This window comes from Marinobacter salsuginis, assembly GCF_009617755.1.
In the GTDB taxonomy this organism is placed as follows: Bacteria; Pseudomonadota; Gammaproteobacteria; order Pseudomonadales; family Oleiphilaceae; genus Marinobacter; species Marinobacter salsuginis.
In genome coordinates this window covers 482256-501702 of sequence record NZ_BGZH01000001.1, presented here as the reverse complement: position 1 = coordinate 501702, position 19447 = coordinate 482256, and the positions used below count along the sequence as shown (strand labels likewise).

The 19447-nt window shown below is 58.1% G+C and carries 20 protein-coding genes; 14 read left to right on the top strand and 6 right to left on the bottom strand.

Annotation, left to right across the window (positions count from 1 at the left end):
• The first annotated feature begins 52 nt into the window (after positions 1-52).
• Together ppsA and rraA are read left to right on the top strand one after the other, a co-directional pair.
• The gene (gene ppsA, locus GJU83_RS02280; RefSeq protein ID WP_370385340.1) at positions 53-2389 is read left to right on the top strand and encodes a phosphoenolpyruvate synthase; all 2337 of its coding nucleotides are present in this window, start codon (positions 53-55) and stop codon (positions 2387-2389) included.
• Positions 2390-2419: 30 nt separating this feature from the next.
• Entirely contained in the window at positions 2420-2899 is a 480-nt protein-coding gene (gene rraA / locus GJU83_RS02275) for a ribonuclease E activity regulator RraA (RefSeq protein ID WP_069183265.1), read from the top strand.
• A 51-nt stretch (positions 2900-2950) separates the two neighbouring features.
• On the opposite strand, the gene GJU83_RS02270 is transcribed toward rraA, so the two are convergent.
• The 3 genes from GJU83_RS02270 to GJU83_RS02260 form a co-directional block, all read right to left on the bottom strand.
• Complete coding sequence (locus GJU83_RS02270) at positions 2951-3241, bottom strand: PilZ domain-containing protein (RefSeq protein ID WP_069183266.1); 291 nt, start codon at positions 3239-3241, stop codon at positions 2951-2953.
• A 4-nt stretch (positions 3242-3245) separates the two neighbouring features.
• Positions 3246-3917, bottom strand: coding sequence for a TIGR04211 family SH3 domain-containing protein (locus GJU83_RS02265; protein WP_069183267.1), 672 nt, complete (start codon positions 3915-3917; stop codon positions 3246-3248).
• Positions 3918-4043: 126 nt separating this feature from the next.
• Complete coding sequence (locus GJU83_RS02260; protein ID WP_069183268.1) at positions 4044-4343, bottom strand: YciI family protein; 300 nt, start codon at positions 4341-4343, stop codon at positions 4044-4046.
• A gap of 131 nt (positions 4344-4474) precedes the next feature.
• Here GJU83_RS02260 and GJU83_RS02255 point away from each other — a divergent pair, with 131 nt between their 5' ends.
• Positions 4475-5353 carry a PHP domain-containing protein gene (locus GJU83_RS02255; protein WP_069183269.1) on the top strand — a complete coding sequence of 293 codons (879 nt, stop codon included), beginning with the start codon at positions 4475-4477 and terminating at the stop codon, positions 5351-5353.
• Here GJU83_RS02255 and GJU83_RS02250 read toward each other — a convergent pair.
• Together GJU83_RS02250 and rne are read right to left on the bottom strand one after the other, a co-directional pair.
• The gene (locus GJU83_RS02250; RefSeq protein WP_069183270.1) at positions 5350-5892 is read right to left on the bottom strand and encodes a YecA/YgfB family protein; all 543 of its coding nucleotides are present in this window, start codon (positions 5890-5892) and stop codon (positions 5350-5352) included. The two genes, GJU83_RS02255 and GJU83_RS02250, sit on opposite strands and share 4 nt — an antisense overlap.
• A 3-nt stretch (positions 5893-5895) precedes the next feature.
• The gene (rne, locus tag GJU83_RS02245; protein ID WP_153633565.1) at positions 5896-9039 is read right to left on the bottom strand and encodes a ribonuclease E; all 3144 of its coding nucleotides are present in this window, start codon (positions 9037-9039) and stop codon (positions 5896-5898) included.
• A gap of 595 nt (positions 9040-9634) precedes the next feature.
• Here rne and rluC point away from each other — a divergent pair.
• From rluC to GJU83_RS02230, 3 genes are read left to right on the top strand one after another with little or no spacing between them, the layout of a single operon-like run.
• On the top strand, positions 9635-10693 hold the full coding sequence (gene rluC, locus GJU83_RS02240) for a 23S rRNA pseudouridine(955/2504/2580) synthase RluC (RefSeq protein WP_069183272.1): 1059 nt from the start codon (positions 9635-9637) through the stop codon (positions 10691-10693).
• Positions 10690-11337, top strand: coding sequence for an HAD family hydrolase (locus GJU83_RS02235; RefSeq protein ID WP_069183273.1), 648 nt, complete (start codon positions 10690-10692; stop codon positions 11335-11337). The genes rluC and GJU83_RS02235 overlap by 4 nt, the downstream gene beginning before the upstream one ends.
• 46 nt (positions 11338-11383) lie before the next feature.
• Positions 11384-12427 carry a S49 family peptidase gene (locus GJU83_RS02230; protein WP_069183274.1) on the top strand — a complete coding sequence of 348 codons (1044 nt, stop codon included), beginning with the start codon at positions 11384-11386 and terminating at the stop codon, positions 12425-12427.
• Here the strand turns inward: GJU83_RS02230 and GJU83_RS02225 are convergent.
• A complete protein-coding gene (locus tag GJU83_RS02225; protein WP_069183275.1) occupies positions 12424-13041 on the bottom strand; it encodes a Maf family protein in 618 nt (205 codons plus the stop codon). The two genes, GJU83_RS02230 and GJU83_RS02225, sit on opposite strands and share 4 nt — an antisense overlap.
• 137 nt (positions 13042-13178) lie before the next feature.
• On the opposite strand from GJU83_RS02225, the gene GJU83_RS02220 reads away from it, so the two are divergent.
• The 8 genes from GJU83_RS02220 (at position 13179) to pabC (ending at position 19444) form a co-directional block, all read left to right on the top strand.
• A complete protein-coding gene (locus tag GJU83_RS02220; protein ID WP_069183276.1) occupies positions 13179-13733 on the top strand; it encodes a YceD family protein in 555 nt (184 codons plus the stop codon).
• Between the two features lie 99 nt (positions 13734-13832).
• Positions 13833-14012, top strand: coding sequence for a 50S ribosomal protein L32 (gene rpmF / locus GJU83_RS02215; RefSeq protein ID WP_008174968.1), 180 nt, complete (start codon positions 13833-13835; stop codon positions 14010-14012).
• A gap of 43 nt (positions 14013-14055) precedes the next feature.
• Entirely contained in the window at positions 14056-15057 is a 1002-nt protein-coding gene (gene plsX, locus GJU83_RS02210) for a phosphate acyltransferase PlsX (RefSeq protein ID WP_069183679.1), read from the top strand.
• A gap of 112 nt (positions 15058-15169) precedes the next feature.
• Positions 15170-16108 (top strand): ACP S-malonyltransferase, encoded by a 939-nt coding sequence (gene fabD, locus GJU83_RS02205; RefSeq protein WP_069183277.1) that lies wholly within the window; start codon positions 15170-15172, stop codon positions 16106-16108.
• 18 nt (positions 16109-16126) lie between these two features.
• Positions 16127-16870 carry a 3-oxoacyl-ACP reductase FabG gene (gene fabG, locus GJU83_RS02200; RefSeq protein ID WP_069183278.1) on the top strand — a complete coding sequence of 248 codons (744 nt, stop codon included), beginning with the start codon at positions 16127-16129 and terminating at the stop codon, positions 16868-16870.
• Positions 16871-17005: 135 nt separating this feature from the next.
• Positions 17006-17239, top strand: a complete 234-nt coding sequence (gene acpP, locus GJU83_RS02195) for an acyl carrier protein (RefSeq protein WP_008174976.1) — start codon at positions 17006-17008, stop codon at positions 17237-17239.
• 130 nt (positions 17240-17369) lie between these two features.
• Complete coding sequence (gene fabF, locus GJU83_RS02190) at positions 17370-18617, top strand: beta-ketoacyl-ACP synthase II (RefSeq protein ID WP_069183279.1); 1248 nt, start codon at positions 17370-17372, stop codon at positions 18615-18617.
• Between the two features lie 8 nt (positions 18618-18625).
• Entirely contained in the window at positions 18626-19444 is an 819-nt protein-coding gene (gene pabC, locus GJU83_RS02185; RefSeq protein WP_069183280.1) for an aminodeoxychorismate lyase, read from the top strand.
• The last annotated feature ends 3 nt before the right edge of the window (positions 19445-19447 follow it).

Here is a 19447-nt window from a genome sequence, read left to right as displayed (position 1 = left end):
TCAAGGGAGACATGCTTTGGAAGATTACATTATCTGGTTTGATCACCTGGGAATGTCCGATGTCGATCGGGTAGGCGGCAAGAACGCCTCACTCGGCGAAATGATCAGTAATCTCGCCAACGCAGGTGTTACCGTTCCGGGTGGTTTTGCCACTACAGCGCACGCCTATCGCGAATTTCTCGCCACGGACGGATTGAAAGAGCGCATCGACAATGCTCTGGACGCTCTGGATATCAATGACGTAAACGAGCTGGCCCGGGTAGGTGCGCAGATTCGCCAGTGGATCATCGAGACACCATTCCCGGACGTTCTGGAAAATGCCCTGAAGGAATCGTTCGCCGCCCTTCAGGATGGCAATGAACACATGGCGGTTGCGGTTCGCTCCTCTGCCACCGCGGAAGACCTGCCGGACGCGTCGTTCGCCGGTCAGCAGGAAACCTTCCTTAACGTGGTGGGCCTGGAGCAGGTTCGCACCTCGGTGAAGGAAGTGTTCGCATCGCTGTTTAATGACCGCGCTATTTCCTACCGCGTACATCACGGTTTTGACCACAAAATGGTCGCGCTTTCAGCGGGCATCCAGAAAATGGTGCGCAGTGAAACGGCAGCCAGTGGCGTGATGTTTACCCTGGACACCGAATCCGGTTTCCGCGACGTGGTGTTCGTGACCGCTTCCTACGGCCTGGGTGAGACGGTCGTTCAGGGCGCTGTGAACCCGGATGAATTCTACGTACACAAGCCGACACTGGAAGCGGACCGTCCGGCTGTGCTTCGCCGCAATCTGGGCAGCAAAGCCATCAAGATGGTCTACCACACCAAGCCCGGCGAGGGAGAATTCGTTGAAACCGTCAAGGTGGAGCAGGAAGAGCGCAACCGCTTCTGCATCACCGATGCCGAGGTGGAAGACCTGGCGCGCCAGGCGATGATCATCGAGAAGCACTACCAGCGTCCGATGGACATCGAGTGGGCCAAAGATGGGGACGACGGCAAGATCTATATCGTTCAGGCCCGCCCTGAGACGGTGAAAAGTCGTGCCTCTGCCAACGTAATGGAGCGTTATCTCCTCAAAGAGACCGGCAAGGTTCTGGTCGAAGGCCGGAGTATCGGCCACAAGATTGGTAGCGGTCCCGTCAAGATCATTACCAGCATCAAGGAAATGGATCGTGTTCAGGCCGGCGATGTGCTGGTCACCGACATGACCGACCCGGATTGGGAGCCGGTCATGAAACGGGCCTCCGCCATCGTGACTGATCGTGGTGGTCGTACCTGCCACGCGGCGATCATTGCCCGCGAGCTTGGCATTCCGGCCGTGGTCGGTTGCGGCGATGCCACCGAGTTGTTGACCGATGGCCAGGAAGTCACTGTTTCCTGCGCCGAAGGTGATACCGGTATGATCTATGAGGGTGCTCTGGACTTCGAGCTGCGGGAAAACACCGTGGACTCCATGCCCAACATACCGTTCAAGATCATGATGAACGTGGGCAACCCGGACCGGGCCTTTGATTTCCAGGCGCTGCCGAACGAGGGTGTCGGCCTGGCACGGCTGGAGTTCATCATCAACCGTATGATCGGCGTTCACCCCAAGGCACTGCTGAACTTCGACGGGCTGCCGCGGGATATCAAGCAGACGGTCGAGAAGCGCATCTCCGGCTACAGCTCGCCGGTGGATTTCTATGTCGACAAGCTGGTTGAGGGCATCTCCACTCTGGCGGCTGCGTTTGCACCCAAGAAAGTGATCGTGCGGTTGTCGGATTTCAAATCCAACGAATACGCCAACCTGATCGGCGGTACCCTCTACGAGCCGGACGAAGAAAACCCGATGCTCGGGTTCCGGGGCGCCTCCCGGTACATCTCTGACACTTTCCGGGACTGCTTCGAGCTGGAATGCCGCGCCCTGAAGAAAGTGCGCAACGAGATGGGCTTGACCAACGTGGAGGTCATGGTTCCGTTTGTTCGCACGGTGGGTGAAGCAGAGCAGGTTGTGAATCTGCTGGCGGAGAACGGACTCAAGCGCGGTGACAACGGCCTGCGAGTGATCATGATGTGCGAGCTGCCGGCCAACGCGCTGTTGGCGGATCAGTTCCTTGAGCACTTTGACGGCTTCTCTATCGGCTCCAATGACCTGACCCAGCTGACACTGGGCCTGGACAGGGACTCGGGCATCATCGCCCACCTGTTTGATGAGCGTAACGATGCGGTCAAGGCCCTGTTGTCCAACGCGATTCAGGCCTGTAAGAAAGCCGGCAAGTATATTGGTATCTGCGGGCAGGGACCATCGGATCATCCGGATCTTGCCAAATGGTTGATGGATCAGGGCATTGATACGGTGTCACTGAACCCGGATTCGGTGCTGGATACCTGGTTCTTCCTGGCCGACGAAAAAATCGACTGAGTTTATTTCCAGGATAAGGAGAGCGGCAACGTGACGACAATAATTACCCCGGACCTGTGCGACGAATTTCCGGAAGTGCAGGTGGTAGAGCCCGGTTTCAACAACTACGGCGGCAACAAGGCCTTTGGCGGTGAGATTGTCACCGTGAAGTGCTTCGAAGATAACTCCGTGGTGAAAGAGCAGGTTGGCCAACCTGGAAACGGTCGTGTGATGGTCGTGGACGGTGGCGCTTCAAAGCGTCACGCACTGCTGGGTGACATGCTGGCAGAAAAAGCGGCGAGCAACGGGTGGGCCGGTCTTATTATCTATGGTTGCGTGCGCGACGTGGACGAGATTGGCAACACCGCCCTGGGTGTTCAGGCCCTTGGTACCCATCCCAGAAAAAGTGAGAAGCGTGGCCTGGGAGACCTGAATGTTCCGGTCACTTTCCACGGCGTTACCTTCCACCCCGGGCACTATGTCTATGCCGACAACAACGGCATTATCGTCTCGGAAAAGCCTCTGGTTTGAGGCTTCTGCGGGCACAGACAAAAACGGCGGCCATTGGCCGCCGTTTTTCGTTCAGCGGGTAACTTCGCTGATATTGGTTCCCAGCAGGAATCCGTCGCCTTCGGCCTCGCAGCGAATCACTTCGCAAACCGCCTCCAGTGGCGGGAACTGATCACTGCTGGGGTGTAGAACCGTCTGGAGCTCCTCTCCCACGGCGACTTCCCGATCGACGTAAAGCTGCATGCCGGTGGCGCTCAGGTCGCGACACACCCCCTTGAAGCTATTGCCCTGGCTATCGGTGATCTCAATCTCAGAGTTTACCTGCATACGGTGGAAGTCGCGTTTTTCCGAATAGTCTTTCATGGCATCAGGCCCAGTTGTCGGTTTTTCTTGTCGGTTTGAGCATGGGGATGATCAGTGCCAGCAGCACACCACCAAGAACCAGGCCGGCGCCCAGCAACATGAAGTCGTATTCCTTGCTGGCTTCAAGACGTTCGTTTTCGGCCGTCAGTACCTCAAGGTCGTTGCGAATCTTCTGGTTTTCTTCACGGAGCTCGCGATTGCGACGTTCCAGGTTAATGGAATCTGCGGCGATACTCTTGATCCGCTGGAGCTCTTCCTGGAGCTCCTGGGAGCGGTCAGAAAGAGAGGCTTCAGAGCTTTCCAGGGCGTTACGTTCATTGACGACGTTGGACAACTGCTCCTTTACCTGGGCCAACTCAGCACGGGTTTCTTCCAGCTGGCGATTGGCTGTCCGAAGCCGGTCTGCCGCGATAGGCGTTTCGCTCAGGTACTGGCTGGAAACCCAGCCCTCAGTGCCCTTGGGCGTGCGAACAAGGGTATACCCGGAATCGGACGCCTCGATCACTTCCAGCGGTGTGCCGCTGGGAACCGCGTTCTCGATGATCCGGAACTGGGAGCCCGCGCCGGATCTCACCGGAAGATACAACTGGTCGTCCACCCAGACAGTTTTGGCCTGGGCAACGGCAATGGACGACACTGCGAACAAGACACTGATGGCGAGACGAAAAAGCGTCACTGGTTACGTTCCCTGAAGTTCTGCGATTGAAATCTGAGCGTGATTAAAAGCGCAATTTTGTCACAGATGCCCCGCCGTGCAAGCGAGCCATCATTACAATAAACTCATAGAGCCCCATGGCATCGCTTACGGCAAAACAGCCTTGAAGGGCTTCACCACCACCTTCTGGTAAACGCCTGCATCCACATAAGGGTCGGCATCTGCCCACGCCTGGGCTGCTTCCAGGGAGTCGAACTCCGCGACCACCAGGCTGCCGGTAAAACCGGCATCGCCAGGCTCTGGTGTGTCGAGCGCCGGGTGAGGACCGGCAACAAGTAACCGGCCTTCGGCTTTCAATGCCTGCAGCCGCTCGATGTGAGCAGGTCGCGCGGACTGACGCAACGGCAGGCTGTTCTCGACGTCTTCACTGATAATCGCGTAGTACATTCAGCTCTCCGTAATGACACTCATAACCGGGGTGAACAGCCAGACAATCAGCGGTCGTGTCGCGCAAGGGTTGGCTGGTACACTGTAAGCCCGCGGCACGCCGCCAGTTATCTGATGATTCAGGATATTTTGTGACTATACCGCAAGACCCGCATTTGTGCATTGATCTGCATTGCCACAGCACGGCTTCCGATGGCGCGCTATCACCGGCCGCGCTGGTTGAGCGGGCTGCCGGTCGCGGCGTCACCCATCTTTCCCTGACCGACCATGATACGATCGCCGGCCTTGCCGAAGCGCAAACTGCTGCACAGGCACAGGGCATCGTGCTGATCCCCGGGGTTGAACTCTCCTGCCTCTGGAAAAGCCGCACGATCCACATCGTGGGCCTGGATTTTGATCCCGCTGCCGAGGGTTTTCGGCAGGCGCTTGAGCGGCAGAACGAGAATCGCTGGGCTCGTGCGCGAATGATCGCCGAGCGCCTGGGCAAGCTTGGTATTGATGATCTGCTGGCCAGGGCATCGGAGGCCGCCGGCGGGGACGTGCCGGGACGCCCGCACTTTGCCCAGGTTCTGACAGAGGCTGGGGTGGTCAATAATACCGGGCAGGCATTCAAACGGTATCTGGGCGCCGGTAAGCCGGGTGATGTAAAGGCCTTCTGGCCGGAGCTTTCGGAGGTCGTTCGCTGGATTACCGAGGCGGGCGGCGTTGCGGTTCTTGCCCATCCCCGGAAATATCAGCTGACGGCAACCAAACTGAGGGAGCTGACCTCGGATTTCCGAAGGGCAGGGGGGCAAGCCATCGAGGTGTCCACCTCCGGGCAGTCCAGCGGCGACCTGGGCTTTCTGGCAGAGCTGTGCAGGAAAGAGAAGTTATTGGCGTCCCAGGGCAGTGATTTTCACTTTCCGGGTGCGCCCTGGTGTGAGCTTGGCCGCATCATGAAAATGCCAGACGGGCTTGAGCCGGTCTGGCATTCATTCAGGCAACCCATTTCGAGGTCTGCGACAGGTTAATCCGGCGCGTGGAACAGAAGGTACAGGTCGGTCAGTGAGTCCGGAATGGCATCGGCCATTTGCCGGGACAACTTCTCACTGTTGCGAACTTTCTGGAAGTCCTCGTCGTCGAACAGTCCCGATAGGGTCAGCATAGGCACCATCAGATCGGCGGTCTCTTCCTCGCTGGATGCCTCCAACCATTCCTCTTCATGTTCAAGGAAAGTGTCCACAAACCCGGCGCACCAGTTTTCCAGAGCGTTCATCGGGTCGCCGTCCTCGGGCTCCGGCAATTCCAGGGCCTGCCCCATATCCAGGGCATGGGCCATGTCATTTGCCAACTGGGCGGAGCAGCGCCTGAACACCTCGGGAATCCCGGTGTCCGGCAACTGATCGGCGCCAGTGGCGAGGCGGAAGATGTCTTCCGCACTCAGTTCGGCCGGGCCGACGACGCTGGCGCAGACCACCCCGTGGAAGCCGAAGAAGTCCAGGGCATCCTCCCCCCAGGGTTCCGCGAAGAGGATGTCTTCCAGCGCTTCAATGTCGGAGTTCGATAGCATCAGTTAGTTACTCCCGGCCTTCTTGGCCTCTTCCGCAGCTTTCTGACGCTTGCGGACCTCTCTGGGGTCGTTGTAGGCGCGACCCGGTGTCACCGGCACGTCGATTGTCGGAGTCTCGGTGGGCGTGTCCTTCGCTGCAGGCTCCGGAGCAGAGGGCTTTTCGACTTTTTCAGCTTCTGCCTTTTCAGGCTCGGCCTTCTTTTCCTCGGCTTTTGCCGGTGCCGGTTGCTTCGGTTCCGGCTGGGTTTCCGGGGCCTGGACTCCGGCTGCCGCCTTCACCTCCGCAGGCTCTTTAGCTTTTCCGGGCTCTGCTGCCGCCTCTGATTTGGCTGCCGGCTCGGGTTTGGCCTTGGGCGCGGCTGCCTCTTTTGATTCAGCAGGCTGCTTTTTGGCTTCCGGTGCCTGCTCGCTTCCGGCTGCGGTCTTGGGTTCCGGCTCTGGCTTGGTGTCTGTTTGCTGAGCCTGCTCGGCAGCCTTTGCGCCAGCCTGTTGCGGCTTCGGGCGAGGTTCGGAGCTCTTTTCCGTTTTGGCGGCCCCACCCTTTTCGGCCTTTTCAGCGTTCAACTGATCAGCTTCAGGCTTTTCAACTGGCTTGCCACTGGCCTTTGCCGTCTCTTCTGACTGGGCCTGCGGTTTGCTGTCAGAGGGTGCCTTGGCTGAAGGCGTCTGCTCAGGCTTCGGCTCATTTGTGGGCTGTTCCTGGGCTGCAGCTGGTTTCGGCGCTTCATTGGCCGCTGACGCTGTATCAGTCCGGGATTCGGACTTCTCAGACTTTGCGGGCGCCTTGTTTGAAGGCTCCATCGGTTGTTCGGCTTTTACTTCCGCCTTGTTCTCGTCCCGGCCTTTTTCAGGCTGGGTGTCCTTCTGGTGCTTCTCGCTGCGGGCTGCTTTACGGTCCGCCGGTGAGGAGGCCGGTGTCTCAGCGGGTGATCCGTCACGATTACGCTGGCGACGTGGCTTGCGACGCTTTTCGTCAGAACCGGATTTGTCAGCGGGGCCGGACTTGGTGGCGTTATCCTGCGGGCCCTGATCCTTCTGGTCCTTCTGGTCGCGGTTGTCCTTCTGGTCCCGCTGCGGCCTGTTGCGGCCACGGCCCTGGTTATCGCGACGGTTATCACGGCGATTATCAGAGCCTTTGTTGTCTCCGCCCTTGTTATCGCCTCCGCGATTGTCCGAGCCTTTGTTGTCAGCCCCCTGACGGTTCTGGTTGCCGCGGCTCTGGTCATCACTGCGGTTGCGTCCGCGCCCGCGGTTGTCGTCACCACGGCTTTGTTGGCCGCCCTGGCGCCGGTCGTTACCACTGCGGTTGCCACCGGAGCGCTGTTCGTCACCGCGGGCTACCCGGGACTTGCGACGGTCCTGCCGTCCCTGGTTTCGGCGGTCTTCGCGCTGGTTCTTGCCCTGGTCGAGAATTTCGGTCTTTTGCTCTTCTTCGCCGCTGAAGAAGGCGGAGATCTTACGACCGAGCCGGCGGAACAGGCCTTCTTCCTGATCGGCTGCTTCTTCTGCTTTCGGTGCTGCCGGAGTGGGCGCGGGCGCGCTGGGCCGGATGGCCTTCACAGCGGCCTGCTCTCGAACCGGCTTTTCAGGGGCGGGAGCCTCAAAGATTTCCTCTTCGCGCTCGCTGTATTCCTGGGCCACCTGGTGGCTGGAGATGTGCTCGGGCGTGGTCTCATCCTGACGCATCCGGATGATTTCAAAGTGTGGCGTTTCCATGTGTGGTACTGGAACCACAACAACACTGACTTCCTGGCGGGCTTCAATGTCCGCCAGTTGCTTGCGCTTCTCGTTCAGCAGGAAAGTGGCAACGGAAACCGGCACAACGGCCCGTACTTCGCCGGTCTTGTCCTTCGAGGATTCCTCGTAGATCAGCCGCATGATGCTGAGGGCGAGGGACTCGATACCGCGTATCGTGCCCTGGCCTTCGCACCGGGGGCAGACTTCGCTGCGGGTCTCACCCAGGGAGGGGCGCAGGCGCTGACGGGACATTTCCAGCAGTCCGAAACGGGAGATCTTGCCGACCTGAACCCGGGCCCGGTCGATTTCCAGGGCCTCCCGCATCTTCTGTTCCACTTCCCGCTGGTGCTTGGCCGGCGTCATGTCGATGAAGTCGATGACAATCAGGCCACCCATGTCACGCAGTCGCAGCTGGCGGGCGATTTCCTCGGCCGCTTCCAGGTTGGTCTGGAGTGCGGTTTCCTCGATATCCTGGCCTTTGGTGGCCCGGGAGGAGTTGATGTCGATGGAAACCAGGGCCTCGGTCGGGTCAATCACGATGGAGCCGCCGGAGGGCAGTTTTACTTCCCGCTGGAACGCCGTCTCGATCTGGCCTTCAATCTGGTAGCGGCTGAACAGGGGGATTTCATCCTTGTACAGCTTGATCTTGTTTTCGAACGTGGGCATGACGGCGCGGACGAAATTCAGGACGTCCTCGTAAACCCCGTTGGCGTCAATCAGCACCTCGCCGATATCCTGGCGCAGGTAGTCGCGAACGGCGCGAATGATGACGTTGCTTTCCTGATGAATCAGGAAGGGCGCCTTGCGCTCACCAGCGGCCTGGGTGATGGCTTCCCAGAACTGCACCAGATAGTCCAGATCCCACTGGAGTTCTTCGGTGCTGCGGCCGATACCGGCGGTGCGGACGATGATGCCCATGGACTTGGGTACCTGGACATCGTTCATGGCTTCTTTGAGTTGGGCCCGCTCATCGCCCTCAATGCGGCGTGAAATACCGCCGGCACGGGGGTTGTTGGGCATCAGCACCAGATAGCGGCCGGCGAGGGAGATGAAGGTGGTCAGGGCCGCGCCCTTGTTGCCACGCTCTTCCTTGTCCACCTGGACGATTACTTCCTGGCCTTCGGACACTACATCCTTGATGTTGATCTTGCCTTCGATCTGGCCGGGAGATTTCTTGAAGTATTCCTTGGAAATTTCCTTGAGCGGAAGAAAACCGTGGCGCTCGGCACCGAAATCGACAAAGGCGGCTTCAAGGCTGGGCTCAACGCGGGTAATGCGGCCTTTATAGATGTTCGCCTTTTTCTGCTCGCGGGAGCTGGATTCGATATCAAGATCAAACAGACGCTGGCCGTCAACGAGGGCGACGCGCAACTCTTCAGGATGAGTTGCATTAATGAGCATTCTTTTCATGGAAAGAAAGAGTTCCTGTCGTTTAATTTGACAGAAAACCAGAGGGGATCGCATCAGCGAAGCAGGATGTGCGTGCCGCGGGCCCTGTTACATCAAGGGCGGACCGGCGGCCAGACGAATCAGACCCTTCGGGGGTGTGATCCTGTCGGTCTGAGACCAACGCCGACGATCCGTCTGCCTGTAGGCAGGGAGAGGTCGTGTAAGGTTCGTGTCTGTTGACGCATGTTATCCGTTTTCAGGTTCACTCAGGTGCCTGGGTCTCACGTCGTATTCGTATGCTGGACGGCCCGGCCCTGGGTGGCAATGATTCTTCGCGATGTCGCCCGCGGTTTTCTGCGCGGTTTTTCTTTCTCCCGGGTACAGGATGCAGTCTTGTGAAGATCTGTCCTGGTCCTCCGGGAGCATTTCTCTCGCCGTTCCCGGTAGTGATTGGGTGCACGGCGTTCAAACTCTTGAATAGTGTCGGTATACTTCTGCCGCTCCGGCTTCTGACTTGAGTTGGTCAGGCCGTAGACAAACGGCAGAGCACGCCGGAATATAACAGTATTCATGCACCCGTTCAATCCTGTAGCTACTCCATCATCCAAGGAACTTCATGTCCCGAAAGTCAGCCAGCAAAAAGCCAGCCCGAACCAGGCCCGATAAGCCGGTCAGGACAAGTGAGGTTGGCGGTGGGAATGCTGCTTCCCGAGGCGAAGTTCGTCAGGGCGTTCAGTGGGTTAACGTGGATGAGGATAACGATGGTCAGAGGGTGGATAACTTTCTTCTTGCCCAGCTGCGTGGTGTGCCCAAGAGCATTATTTATCGAATTATCCGCAAGGGCGAGGTTCGGGTTAACAAGGGGCGCGTGAAGCCGGATACCCGCGTGAATACCGGTGATCAGGTGCGCATACCGCCGATTACCCGCAAGGAAAAACCGGAGCAGGTGGCGCCAGGTTCCCGGGTTCAGGGCGTCATGGAGGCGGCCGTTGTGTTCGAGAACGACCAGATGCTGGTGGTCAACAAGCCCTCCGGTATTGCGGTTCACGGCGGCAGCGGGCTGAGCTTCGGGTTGATTGAGGTGCTTCGTTCGGCTCGTCCGTCAGCAAAATTCCTGGAGCTTGTTCATCGTCTGGATCGCGATACATCCGGCCTGGTCATGGTAGCCAAGAAGCGATCGGCACTGCGTTTCTTGCAGGATGAGCTGCGACAGAAGCGCATTCGCAAGCACTATCATGCGCTGGTTGCCGGCGACTGGCCAGCCAGTATCGACCGGGTCGATGTGCCCCTGCTGCGCTATGAAATGCCAAACGGAGAGCGCCGGGTTCGGGTTGATGACTCTGGGAAAGCGTCCCTGACGACCTTTCGCTGCCTGGAACGCTTTGCCGGCTACAGTCTGGTGGAGGCCTCGCCGATTACCGGGCGGACACACCAGATCCGGGTGCACAGTGCCTGGGCCGGTCATCCGATTGCGGGTGACGACAAGTATATGGATGATGTCAGCCTCAAAGCTTTCCGCTCCATTGGCGGGCAGCGATTAATGCTGCATGCCCGCGCCCTGGAGTTCACCTTGCCGGTCACCGGTGAGTCGATGCGCCTGGAGGCGCCTTACGACGATGCATTCAACGACGTACTCAGGAAGCTTTCGGGGCGTCTTAAAGGATCCGATCAATGAACGTCAGAGTGGTTATTTTTGACTGGGACGGGACCCTGGTGGACTCGGTTGAGCACATTGCCGACAGTCTGCACCAGGCTGCGACCGAGTTGGGCTATCCGGCCCTGGAGCGAGAGGCCTACCGGGATATTATCGGCCTTGGCATGGTCGAGGCGCTGGAAAAACTCTACCCGGGCATCAGTCGTGAGGAAATGAATAATATCCGGGAAGGTTACGCGCGTTATTTCTTCAGCAAGGTGACAACACCCCAGAATGTGTTTGAAGGGATGGCCGAGGTGGTAGCAGATCTTCGTGGATCCGGGCGAAGTTGTTCCGTTGCTACTGGCAAGAGCCGGCGCGGGCTGGATTTTGCTCTGGTCTCCAGTGGCCTGGGTGACCACTTCGAAATTACCCGATGCGCCGATGAAACCCGCTCAAAACCTGATCCGGCGATGCTTGAGGAGATCCTTCGGTTCTACCGCATTGAGCCGGAAGAGGCGGTGATGATTGGTGATACCCGATATGACCTGGAAATGGCCCGGCGTATTGGCATGCCTTCCATCGGGGTTGAGTGGGGTGTCCACAAGCGGGACGTGCTGGGCGATTACTCGCCGCACGCCATTGTTGATTCGGTGCCTGAACTTCGTCGGGTGCTGGGGTTGTAGGTTGTAGACAGACCGAATTCATCGAATTTGCTGACAGGATGCGAGCATGAGTGACTGGGAATCTGACAAGCCTGCCGATTGGGGGGATAAGCCGGTAGAGCCAGAGAAGGAGGGTAAGCCGCTGTTCGGGCGAAAATCGCCGAAACTTCCGCCGGAATCCGGCCGTGACTGGAAGCTGATTGAAAAGCTGGTGATGTCGCTTCAGGCCGAGCAGCGAAGAAGTCGGCGCTGGGGCATCTTTTTCAAATTTCTGACCTTTGGTTATCTGATCGCTCTGCTGTTCATGTTCAAGTTTCCCATCGGCGACTCTCTGGAAGGTGTGGCAGGGGAGCATACTGCTCTGGTTGAAATAAATGGTCCGATCGCCGCGGACGAGCTGGCAAGCGCTGATAACATCGTTGGCTCCCTTCGAACGGCCTTCGAGGAGCCGAACTCTGTGGCCGTGATTCTACGCATCAATAGTCCGGGCGGCAGTCCGGTTCAGGCGGGTTATGTTTACGACGAGATCAAGCGTTTGCGGGAGGAATACCCCGAGAAAAAGGTTTACGCCGTGATCTCCGATATTGGTGCCTCCGGAGCCTATTATATCGCGGCCGCAGCGGATGAAATTTACGCCAACCGTGCCAGCCTCGTTGGCTCCATTGGCGTTGTGGCTGGCGGTTTCGGGTTTACCGGGGTTATGGAAAAAATCGGTGTGGATCGCCGTCTTTATACCGCCGGCGAGAACAAGGCTTTCCTGGATCCGTTCTCTCCGGAGGAGCAAGAGGAGGTGGCGTTCTGGCAGAGCGTGCTGGAAAACACCCATCAACAGTTTATTGCAGCCGTAAAGCAGGGGCGTGGTGATCGCCTGTCAGATGACGAAAGACTGTTCAGTGGTCTGGTGTGGAGTGGCGAGCAAGCCGTTGAGCTTGGTCTGGCCGATGGGTTAGGCAGTGCTTCACACGTGGCTCGGCAGATCATCGGGCAGGAAAAGCTTGTGGACTACAGTCGTCGCAAGTCGCCATTCCAGGATATTGTCGATCAGCTTGGTGTCGCCTTTGGCGAGGGGTTCGCCAGTCAGTTGGTCGAGTCCCGTCTCGAGCTGCGTTAAGTTTTTTCGGGCTCAGGCCGGTTTTCCAGCAGGGGATTCCGGCCCCAGCGCCGAAGCATGTCGTTCAGGGCGATCAGCGGTAGCCCTACCAGGCTGTTAGGGTCCCGGCCTTCAAGTGCTTCGAACAGTGTGATGCCCAGGCCTTCCATCTTGAAGCTGCCGGCGCAGTCGTAGGGTTTTTCTTGCTGCAGGTAGGCTTCTATCTCCGCGTCAGTCAGTTCACGGAACCGGACATTGTAAGGTTCGCAGAGACATTCGAGCCTTCCGGAGTCGGCGTCGAGCAGTGCCAGGCCTGTCAGAAACAAGACTCTGCGGCCACTGCTCTGACGCAACTGGTGCGCTGCCTGTTCATGGCCGCCGGGTTTGCTCAGCACCGAACCGTCCGGTAGGCAGGCCACCTGGTCTGAACCGATGATCCAGTGCCCGGGAAAGCGGTCCGCCAGTGCGCGGGCCTTGTTTACGGCCAGGCGCGTGGCCAGGGATTCTCCGGATTCGTCTGGTTCTGGAGATTCGTCGATGTCTGGGCTGGCGCAGGTGAACGGAAGGCCCAGCCGTTCCAGAAGCGTTTTCCGGTAGGGTGATGAAGACGCGAGTAGAAGCGGTTTTCGGGTCATCGATAGGTCCTTTGAGTGCCTGGCCCAAGTAATTGAGATGCGGTTATCGTAAATTACACCTATCTGCACGGGAACCCCCGTGAAAAAGCAACGAAGTCTTTGACACCAGAGGGCTGCGCCCCTAAAATTGCGCGCCTATGTCAAACGCGTCCAACGCCGAGTTGCCCAAATCTGTTGATCCTTACCGGTTAGCGGAACAGAACAGCACACTGGAGGGAGAGATTCCTATCAGCGGGCTAGGCCGTTTTCGCGAAGCGGTTCTCGGGTTCTCGGAAGGTGCCGCGTGCCGGGTAAAACTGTCTTTCTTTATGGATGGTGAACGGCGTCGCGTGGTGTCGGGTGAGCTGACCGCTCCCGTGGATCTGGAATGTCAGCGGTGTATGGGTCCTATGAGTGTGACTCTGGAGTCCGGGTTCACCCTGGGGCTGGTCACCAGTGACGAGCAGGCCCAACAGCTACCGAAAGAGCTTGAGCCGTTTTTGACCGATGACTTCACCGCGGATCTCTGGTCCATGGTGGAAGACGAGTTGTTGCTGGTGTTGCCACCATTTCCGCTTCACGAACGGGATGAATGCCCTGCTCGGGAAGATCTGGAAGCATTTGAGCCTGATGGCTCCGAGGCAGAGCCGGTAAGAAAATTGGGCGAGAATCCGTTCAGTGTTCTGGCGGAACTCAAAAAGACAAAGCATTAACCGGGCGCGGTCTCCCTTGGGAAGCCGGCGCACATTTAACGAACAGACGTTACTTGTTCAGCAAGACAAAGTTTACGTTAACAGGTCAGGAGCATAATCATGGCTGTACAGCAAAACCGTAAGACCCGTTCCAAGCGTGGCATGCGCCGTTCACACGACGCCCTGAGCGCCGCTGCTCTGAGCACTGATGCGACCACAGGTGAAGTACATCGTCGTCACCACGTGTCTCCGGACGGCTTTTACCGTGGCAAGCAGGTAATCGAAGCACGCGACGAGTAATCTCGTTGCCGCTATGCATCGCCAGGAATCGGATGGCAGAACGGTGAAACCGGTCACCATCGCGATTGACGCCATGAGTGGCGACCGCGGGGCAGCCGTTGTGGTTGCCGCGTCATTGCAGGCGGTGCGTGAAAACGAAGCCTTGAGCATCGTTCTGGTGGGAATCCGGAGCGAGCTTGAGGCTTTGTTGTGTGAAGGGCATGCCAGAATCCGCATTGTCGAAGCGGCGGACGTGGTCAGAATGAACGAGCGGCCCTCCCACGCTCTTCGCCACAAGAAAAATTCCTCCATGGCCATTGCGCTGGGTCTTGTCCGGGATGGCGAGGCGCAGGGCTGTGTCAGTGCCGGTAACACCGGCGCGCTGATGGCCTTTGGCCGCACCATTATCCGAATGTATCCGGGTATCGAGCGCCCGGCCATTGCCAAACTGATTCCTTCGCTTCGTGGACGTTGCCATGTTCTTGATCTTGGTGCCAACGTCGACTCCACTGCCGAAAATCTTTATCAGTACGCGCTGATGGGGTCACTGATGGCTTCTGCCATCTGCAGCCAGGCAGAGCCCCGGGTTGCACTGCTGAACGTTGGCGAAGAAGAGATCAAGGGTAATGAACAGGTCCGTCTGGCCTCTCATATGCTGGCCCAGTGCGACAGCATTAACTACATTGGTTATGTGGAAGGCAGTGATCTGTTTCGCGATGTGGCCGATGTAGTTGTCTGCGACGGCTTCGTTGGCAACATCGCTCTGAAGACCGGGGAAGGCGTTGCAGGTCTGCTGATCGAATTGATGGAGCAGGCATTCACCCGGAACCTCTACGGCAGGCTGGTCGGCCTGCTGGCCCGGCCGATTGTTGGTCGGCTTCTGCAATTGATGGATCCTTCCCGCCACAACGGTGCCAGCCTGCTCGGCCTTCAGGGTGTGGTGATCAAAAGCCATGGTAACGCCAATGAGCGCGCCATGCTGTCGGCCATTCGTCAGGCTGTCAGGGAAGTTGAGCTGGAAGTGCCCCGCCGTATCAATGAGCGTCTCGACGATCTCATGCTTTGAGTGCCTGAGACTAAAGTCTGTCCCCGTTTGACCACGCGTTCGCGGATAATTGGCCTAACTTGTACTATTGGCTAATCTCACGTAACCACCCAATGACGATAAGATTCCGCTTATGAAATCAGCCTTTATTTTTCCAGGACAAGGGTCGCAATCGGTGGGTATGCTTTCAGCTGCCGCTGAAGCCTGGCCCATTATCGACAGAACCTTCGCTGAAGCCTCCAACGTGCTTGGTTACGACCTCTGGGCGCTCTGCCAGAATGGCCCGGCCGAGGAACTCAATAAAACCATGGTTACCCAGCCTGCACTGCTGACGGCCAGTGTCGCCCTTTGGCGGCAGTGGTTTGTTGCGGGAGGTGTTGCGCCGGACTTCCTTGCTGGTCACAGTCTGGGGGAGTACAGCGCCCTGGTTGCCGCCGAAAGCCTCGACTTTGTTGAGGCGGTAAAGCTGGTTCGCCTGCGTGGTGAGCTCATGCAAGACGCCGTACCGGCAGGGCAAGGCAAAATGGCTGCCATCCTCGGTCTTGATGACGACGACGTCGTTGCCGCCTGTGAAGCAGCGGCACAGGGTGATGTGGTTTCTGCGGTTAACTTCAATGCTCCCGGCCAGGTCGTCATTGCTGGCTCGGCAGCCGCGGTTGATCGCGCTATTGAGGCCTGCAAGGAAAAAGGCGCCCGCAAGGCCATGCCATTGCCGGTTAGCGTGCCTTCCCACTGCGCCCTGATGAAAGGCGCTGCTGAAGAGTTGGCCAAAGCCCTGGAAGGTGTGCGCTTTAATGATGCTGTCATCCCGGTCATACAAAATGTTAACGCTGCCGCCGAGACCGAATCCGCTACACTGAAGTCAAATCTGCTCAAGCAGCTTTATTCACCGGTACTGTGGACGGATTCCGTGCGTACTCTTGTTGCCAACGGTGTTGAGGTCGCCGTTGAATGCGGCACCGGCAAAGTCTTGGCGGGGCTTGCCAAACGCATCGACCGGACTTTGGCCGTTCACGGTATCGAAGATCCGGACTCGCTGGCGAAGGCGCTGGACGCCTTCGGTCAGTCCTGAAACGAAAGGGAGTTATTCATGTCTCTGGAAGGTAAAACTGCACTGGTAACCGGTGCGACCCGCGGCATTGGCCAGGCGATTGCCCGTGCGCTGGCCGAGCAGGGCGCTGAAGTCGTTGGCACCGCGACCAGCGAGGCCGGTGCCGAGTCCATCACCAAAGACCTCCAGTCGGCCGGTTTCAAAGGCTACGGCATGGTCATGAACGTTGCAGATCCAGCCAGCATTGAATCAGGCCTCAAGGCGCTGACGGAGAAGTCAGGTGCGCCTCTGATTCTGGTCAACAATGCCGGTATTACCCGCGACAACCTGCTGATGCGTTTGAAAGACGAGGACTGGGCGTCCGTTCTGGAAACCAATCTGTCCAGCGTCTATCGCACCAGCAAGGCTGTTCTGCGCGGCATGGCCAAGGCGAAATGGGGTCGGATCATTAACATCAGTTCCGTCGTTGCCGGCATGGGCAATCCGGGGCAGGGCAATTATTGCGCCGCCAAGGCCGGCGTTGAAGGGTTCACCCGGAGTCTGGCCAAAGAAATGTCGAACCGGGGTATCACCGCGAATTGTGTGGCGCCGGGATTTATTGACACTGATATGACAAAAAAACTGGACGACAAGCAGCGCGAGGCTATGCTGGAAATCATACCCGCGGGTCGTCTGGGTGAGCCGGAAGAAGTGGCCGCCGTGGTCGCCTTCCTGGCATCCGATGCAGCCGGTTACGTGACGGGTGAAACCATCAACGTAAACGGCGGAATGTACATGGGATAAACCCCCTGTGGGGGGTCTGTGCGCAACTCCTTGTCGCACAACATGTTTATCAGAATCCCTGCTTGTTTGCAGGTAGGGTTTAAACTAAACTGGCAGCACTTGAGTTGCTTGGTTGACACACAAAGTGAGGACATTATGAGTACAGTTGAAGAGCGCGTGAAGAAGATCGTTTGTGAACAGTTGGGCGTTAAAGAGTCCGAAGTTCAGAACTCATCTTCTTTTGTAGAGGATCTTGGCGCTGACTCACTGGACACCGTTGAGCTGGTTATGGCACTGGAAGAGGAATTCGAAACCGAGATCCCTGACGAGGAAGCCGAGAAGCTGACAAGTGTTCAGGACGCGATCGACTACATCGTCGCGCACACCTGATACTCTGCATTTAAGAAAGCCAGGCAAAAAGCCGTCCTTGTGAAACAGCGAGGGACGGCTTTTTTATTGGCTGAAAATCAGGTTCAATCTGCGTTCAGATTCATTCGGACAAGATCAGGTGTAACAGGTTATGACTAAACGGCGAGTTGTCATCACAGGCATGGGCATGCTGTCTCCGGTCGGCAATAGCGTGGAGTCGTCCTGGCAAGCCATCCAGGCCGGACGTAGCGGGATTGGAATGATCGACCGCTTCGACGCATCGGCGTACAACACACGGATTGGAGGGGCCATCCGGGATCTGGATATGGAGCCCTACCTGTCCCCCAAGGATGCACGGAAACTCGACGCCTTTATCCATTACGGCCTGATTGCCGCCCAGCAAGCGGTGGACGACAGTGGCCTCGAATCCTTTGACAGGCTTGACCGCGAGCGCGTCGGTATTGCCATTGGCTCTGGCATCGGTGGCCTCGAGTACATCGAGAAAAGCGTTCTTACCATGGACAAGTCCGGTCCTCGAAAGGTTTCCCCGTTTTTCGTGCCGGCCTCTGTTATCAACATGATCTCCGGTAATGCTGCCATCCGCTTTGGCTATCGCGGTCCGAACATTGCGATTGTCACCGCCTGCACCACCGGCACCCACAACATTGGCTACGCTGCCCGTACGATTGCTTACGGTGACGCCGAAGTCATGCTGGCTGGTGGGTCTGAAATGGCGACCACGCGAACCGGCATGGCTGCCTTCTCCGCAGCGCGGGCCCTGTCCACGCGAAACGATGAACCGGAAAAGGCCAGTCGACCGTGGGATAAAGATCGGGACGGCTTCGTACTCAGTGACGGTGCCGGCGTGGTGGTTCTTGAGGAACTTGAGCACGCGAAACAGCGGAGCGCCACGATCTACGGCGAGGTGGTCGGCTTTGGCATGAGCGATGATGCCCACCACATCACCGCGCCGCCGGAGGATGGCGAGGGCGCGGCCCGTTCCATGGCCAATGCTGTGCGTGACGCTGGCCTCGACGCCGACGAGATTGACTATATCAACGCCCACGGCACCTCCACCCAGGTCGGAGACGTCGCCGAAGTGGCAGCTGTTCGGAGAGTATTCGGCGCACATGCTGAAAAGCTGGCCATGAGCAGTACCAAATCAATGACCGGGCACCTTCTTGGCGCAGCCGGTGCTGTTGAGGCGATCTTCTCGGTACTGGCCATACGCGATGGCGTGCTGCCGCCCACCATCAATCTGGATAATCCTGATGAAGGATGCGATCTGGATCTTGTGGCCCACAAGAGTCGTCAGGCCGATGTTCGAGTGGCGCTATCCAACTCGTTCGGATTCGGTGGTACCAACGGAACCCTGATTTTCCGCCGCTACGAAGGCTGACACTCGTCGTGTTTCGTCTTTACTGGGCAGATGAGGGCGGCCTGCCTGCCGGTGATCGTGGTCTGGCCTATGGTGACGGGCTGTTCGAAACCATCCGGATGTCCGGGCACAGGGGTGTACTTTTATCCCGCCACCTGGAGCGAATGGTTCGTGACGCCGCGCGCCTTGGAATCGAGGTTTCCCGGAAGGAACTCGCCAACGTTTGCGTCGAGGCGGCGCAACGTTTCGCTGATCGTTTCAATTCGGAGGACTGGGTTCTGAAACTGACGCTGACCCGCGGCAGTGGCGGGCGAGGGTATCGCCCGGACCCTGGCATGGAGCCTAACCTGATGGTTTCTGCCTCACCTTTGCCACCTGTGCCTGATCCAGCCGGTGTTGCGGTTGATGTCTCCAAAGTGCCGCTGACCGTTAATCCATTGCTGGCGGGGATCAAGTCTCTGAACCGGATAGAACAGGTCCTGGCGGCCTCTGATCTCGGGCCTTCTCTATTCGAGGTGATGATGGCGGACCGCGACGGCAATCTGGTCGAAGGCACCCGCACCAATCTTCTGCTTCGCCGGGGCGATTGCTGGCTGACACCGCCGGCATCAAGCCTGGCGGTTGCCGGTGTGCTCAGACAGTGGCTTCTGGAGCGACTCAGGCAAAGAGGGGATACGGTGACAGAGCGTCCAGTCACGGTAAACGATGTGCTTGGTCCAGATTGCCAGGGACTGTTTCTGCTCAACAGCGTGCTGGGTATTGTTCCGGTTCGCACTATCGCCGGTCATGATTTGCCTGTCGATGGCGGACTTGCGACAATCTTCAATCCTCTCGAAAAACTGGAATAAATC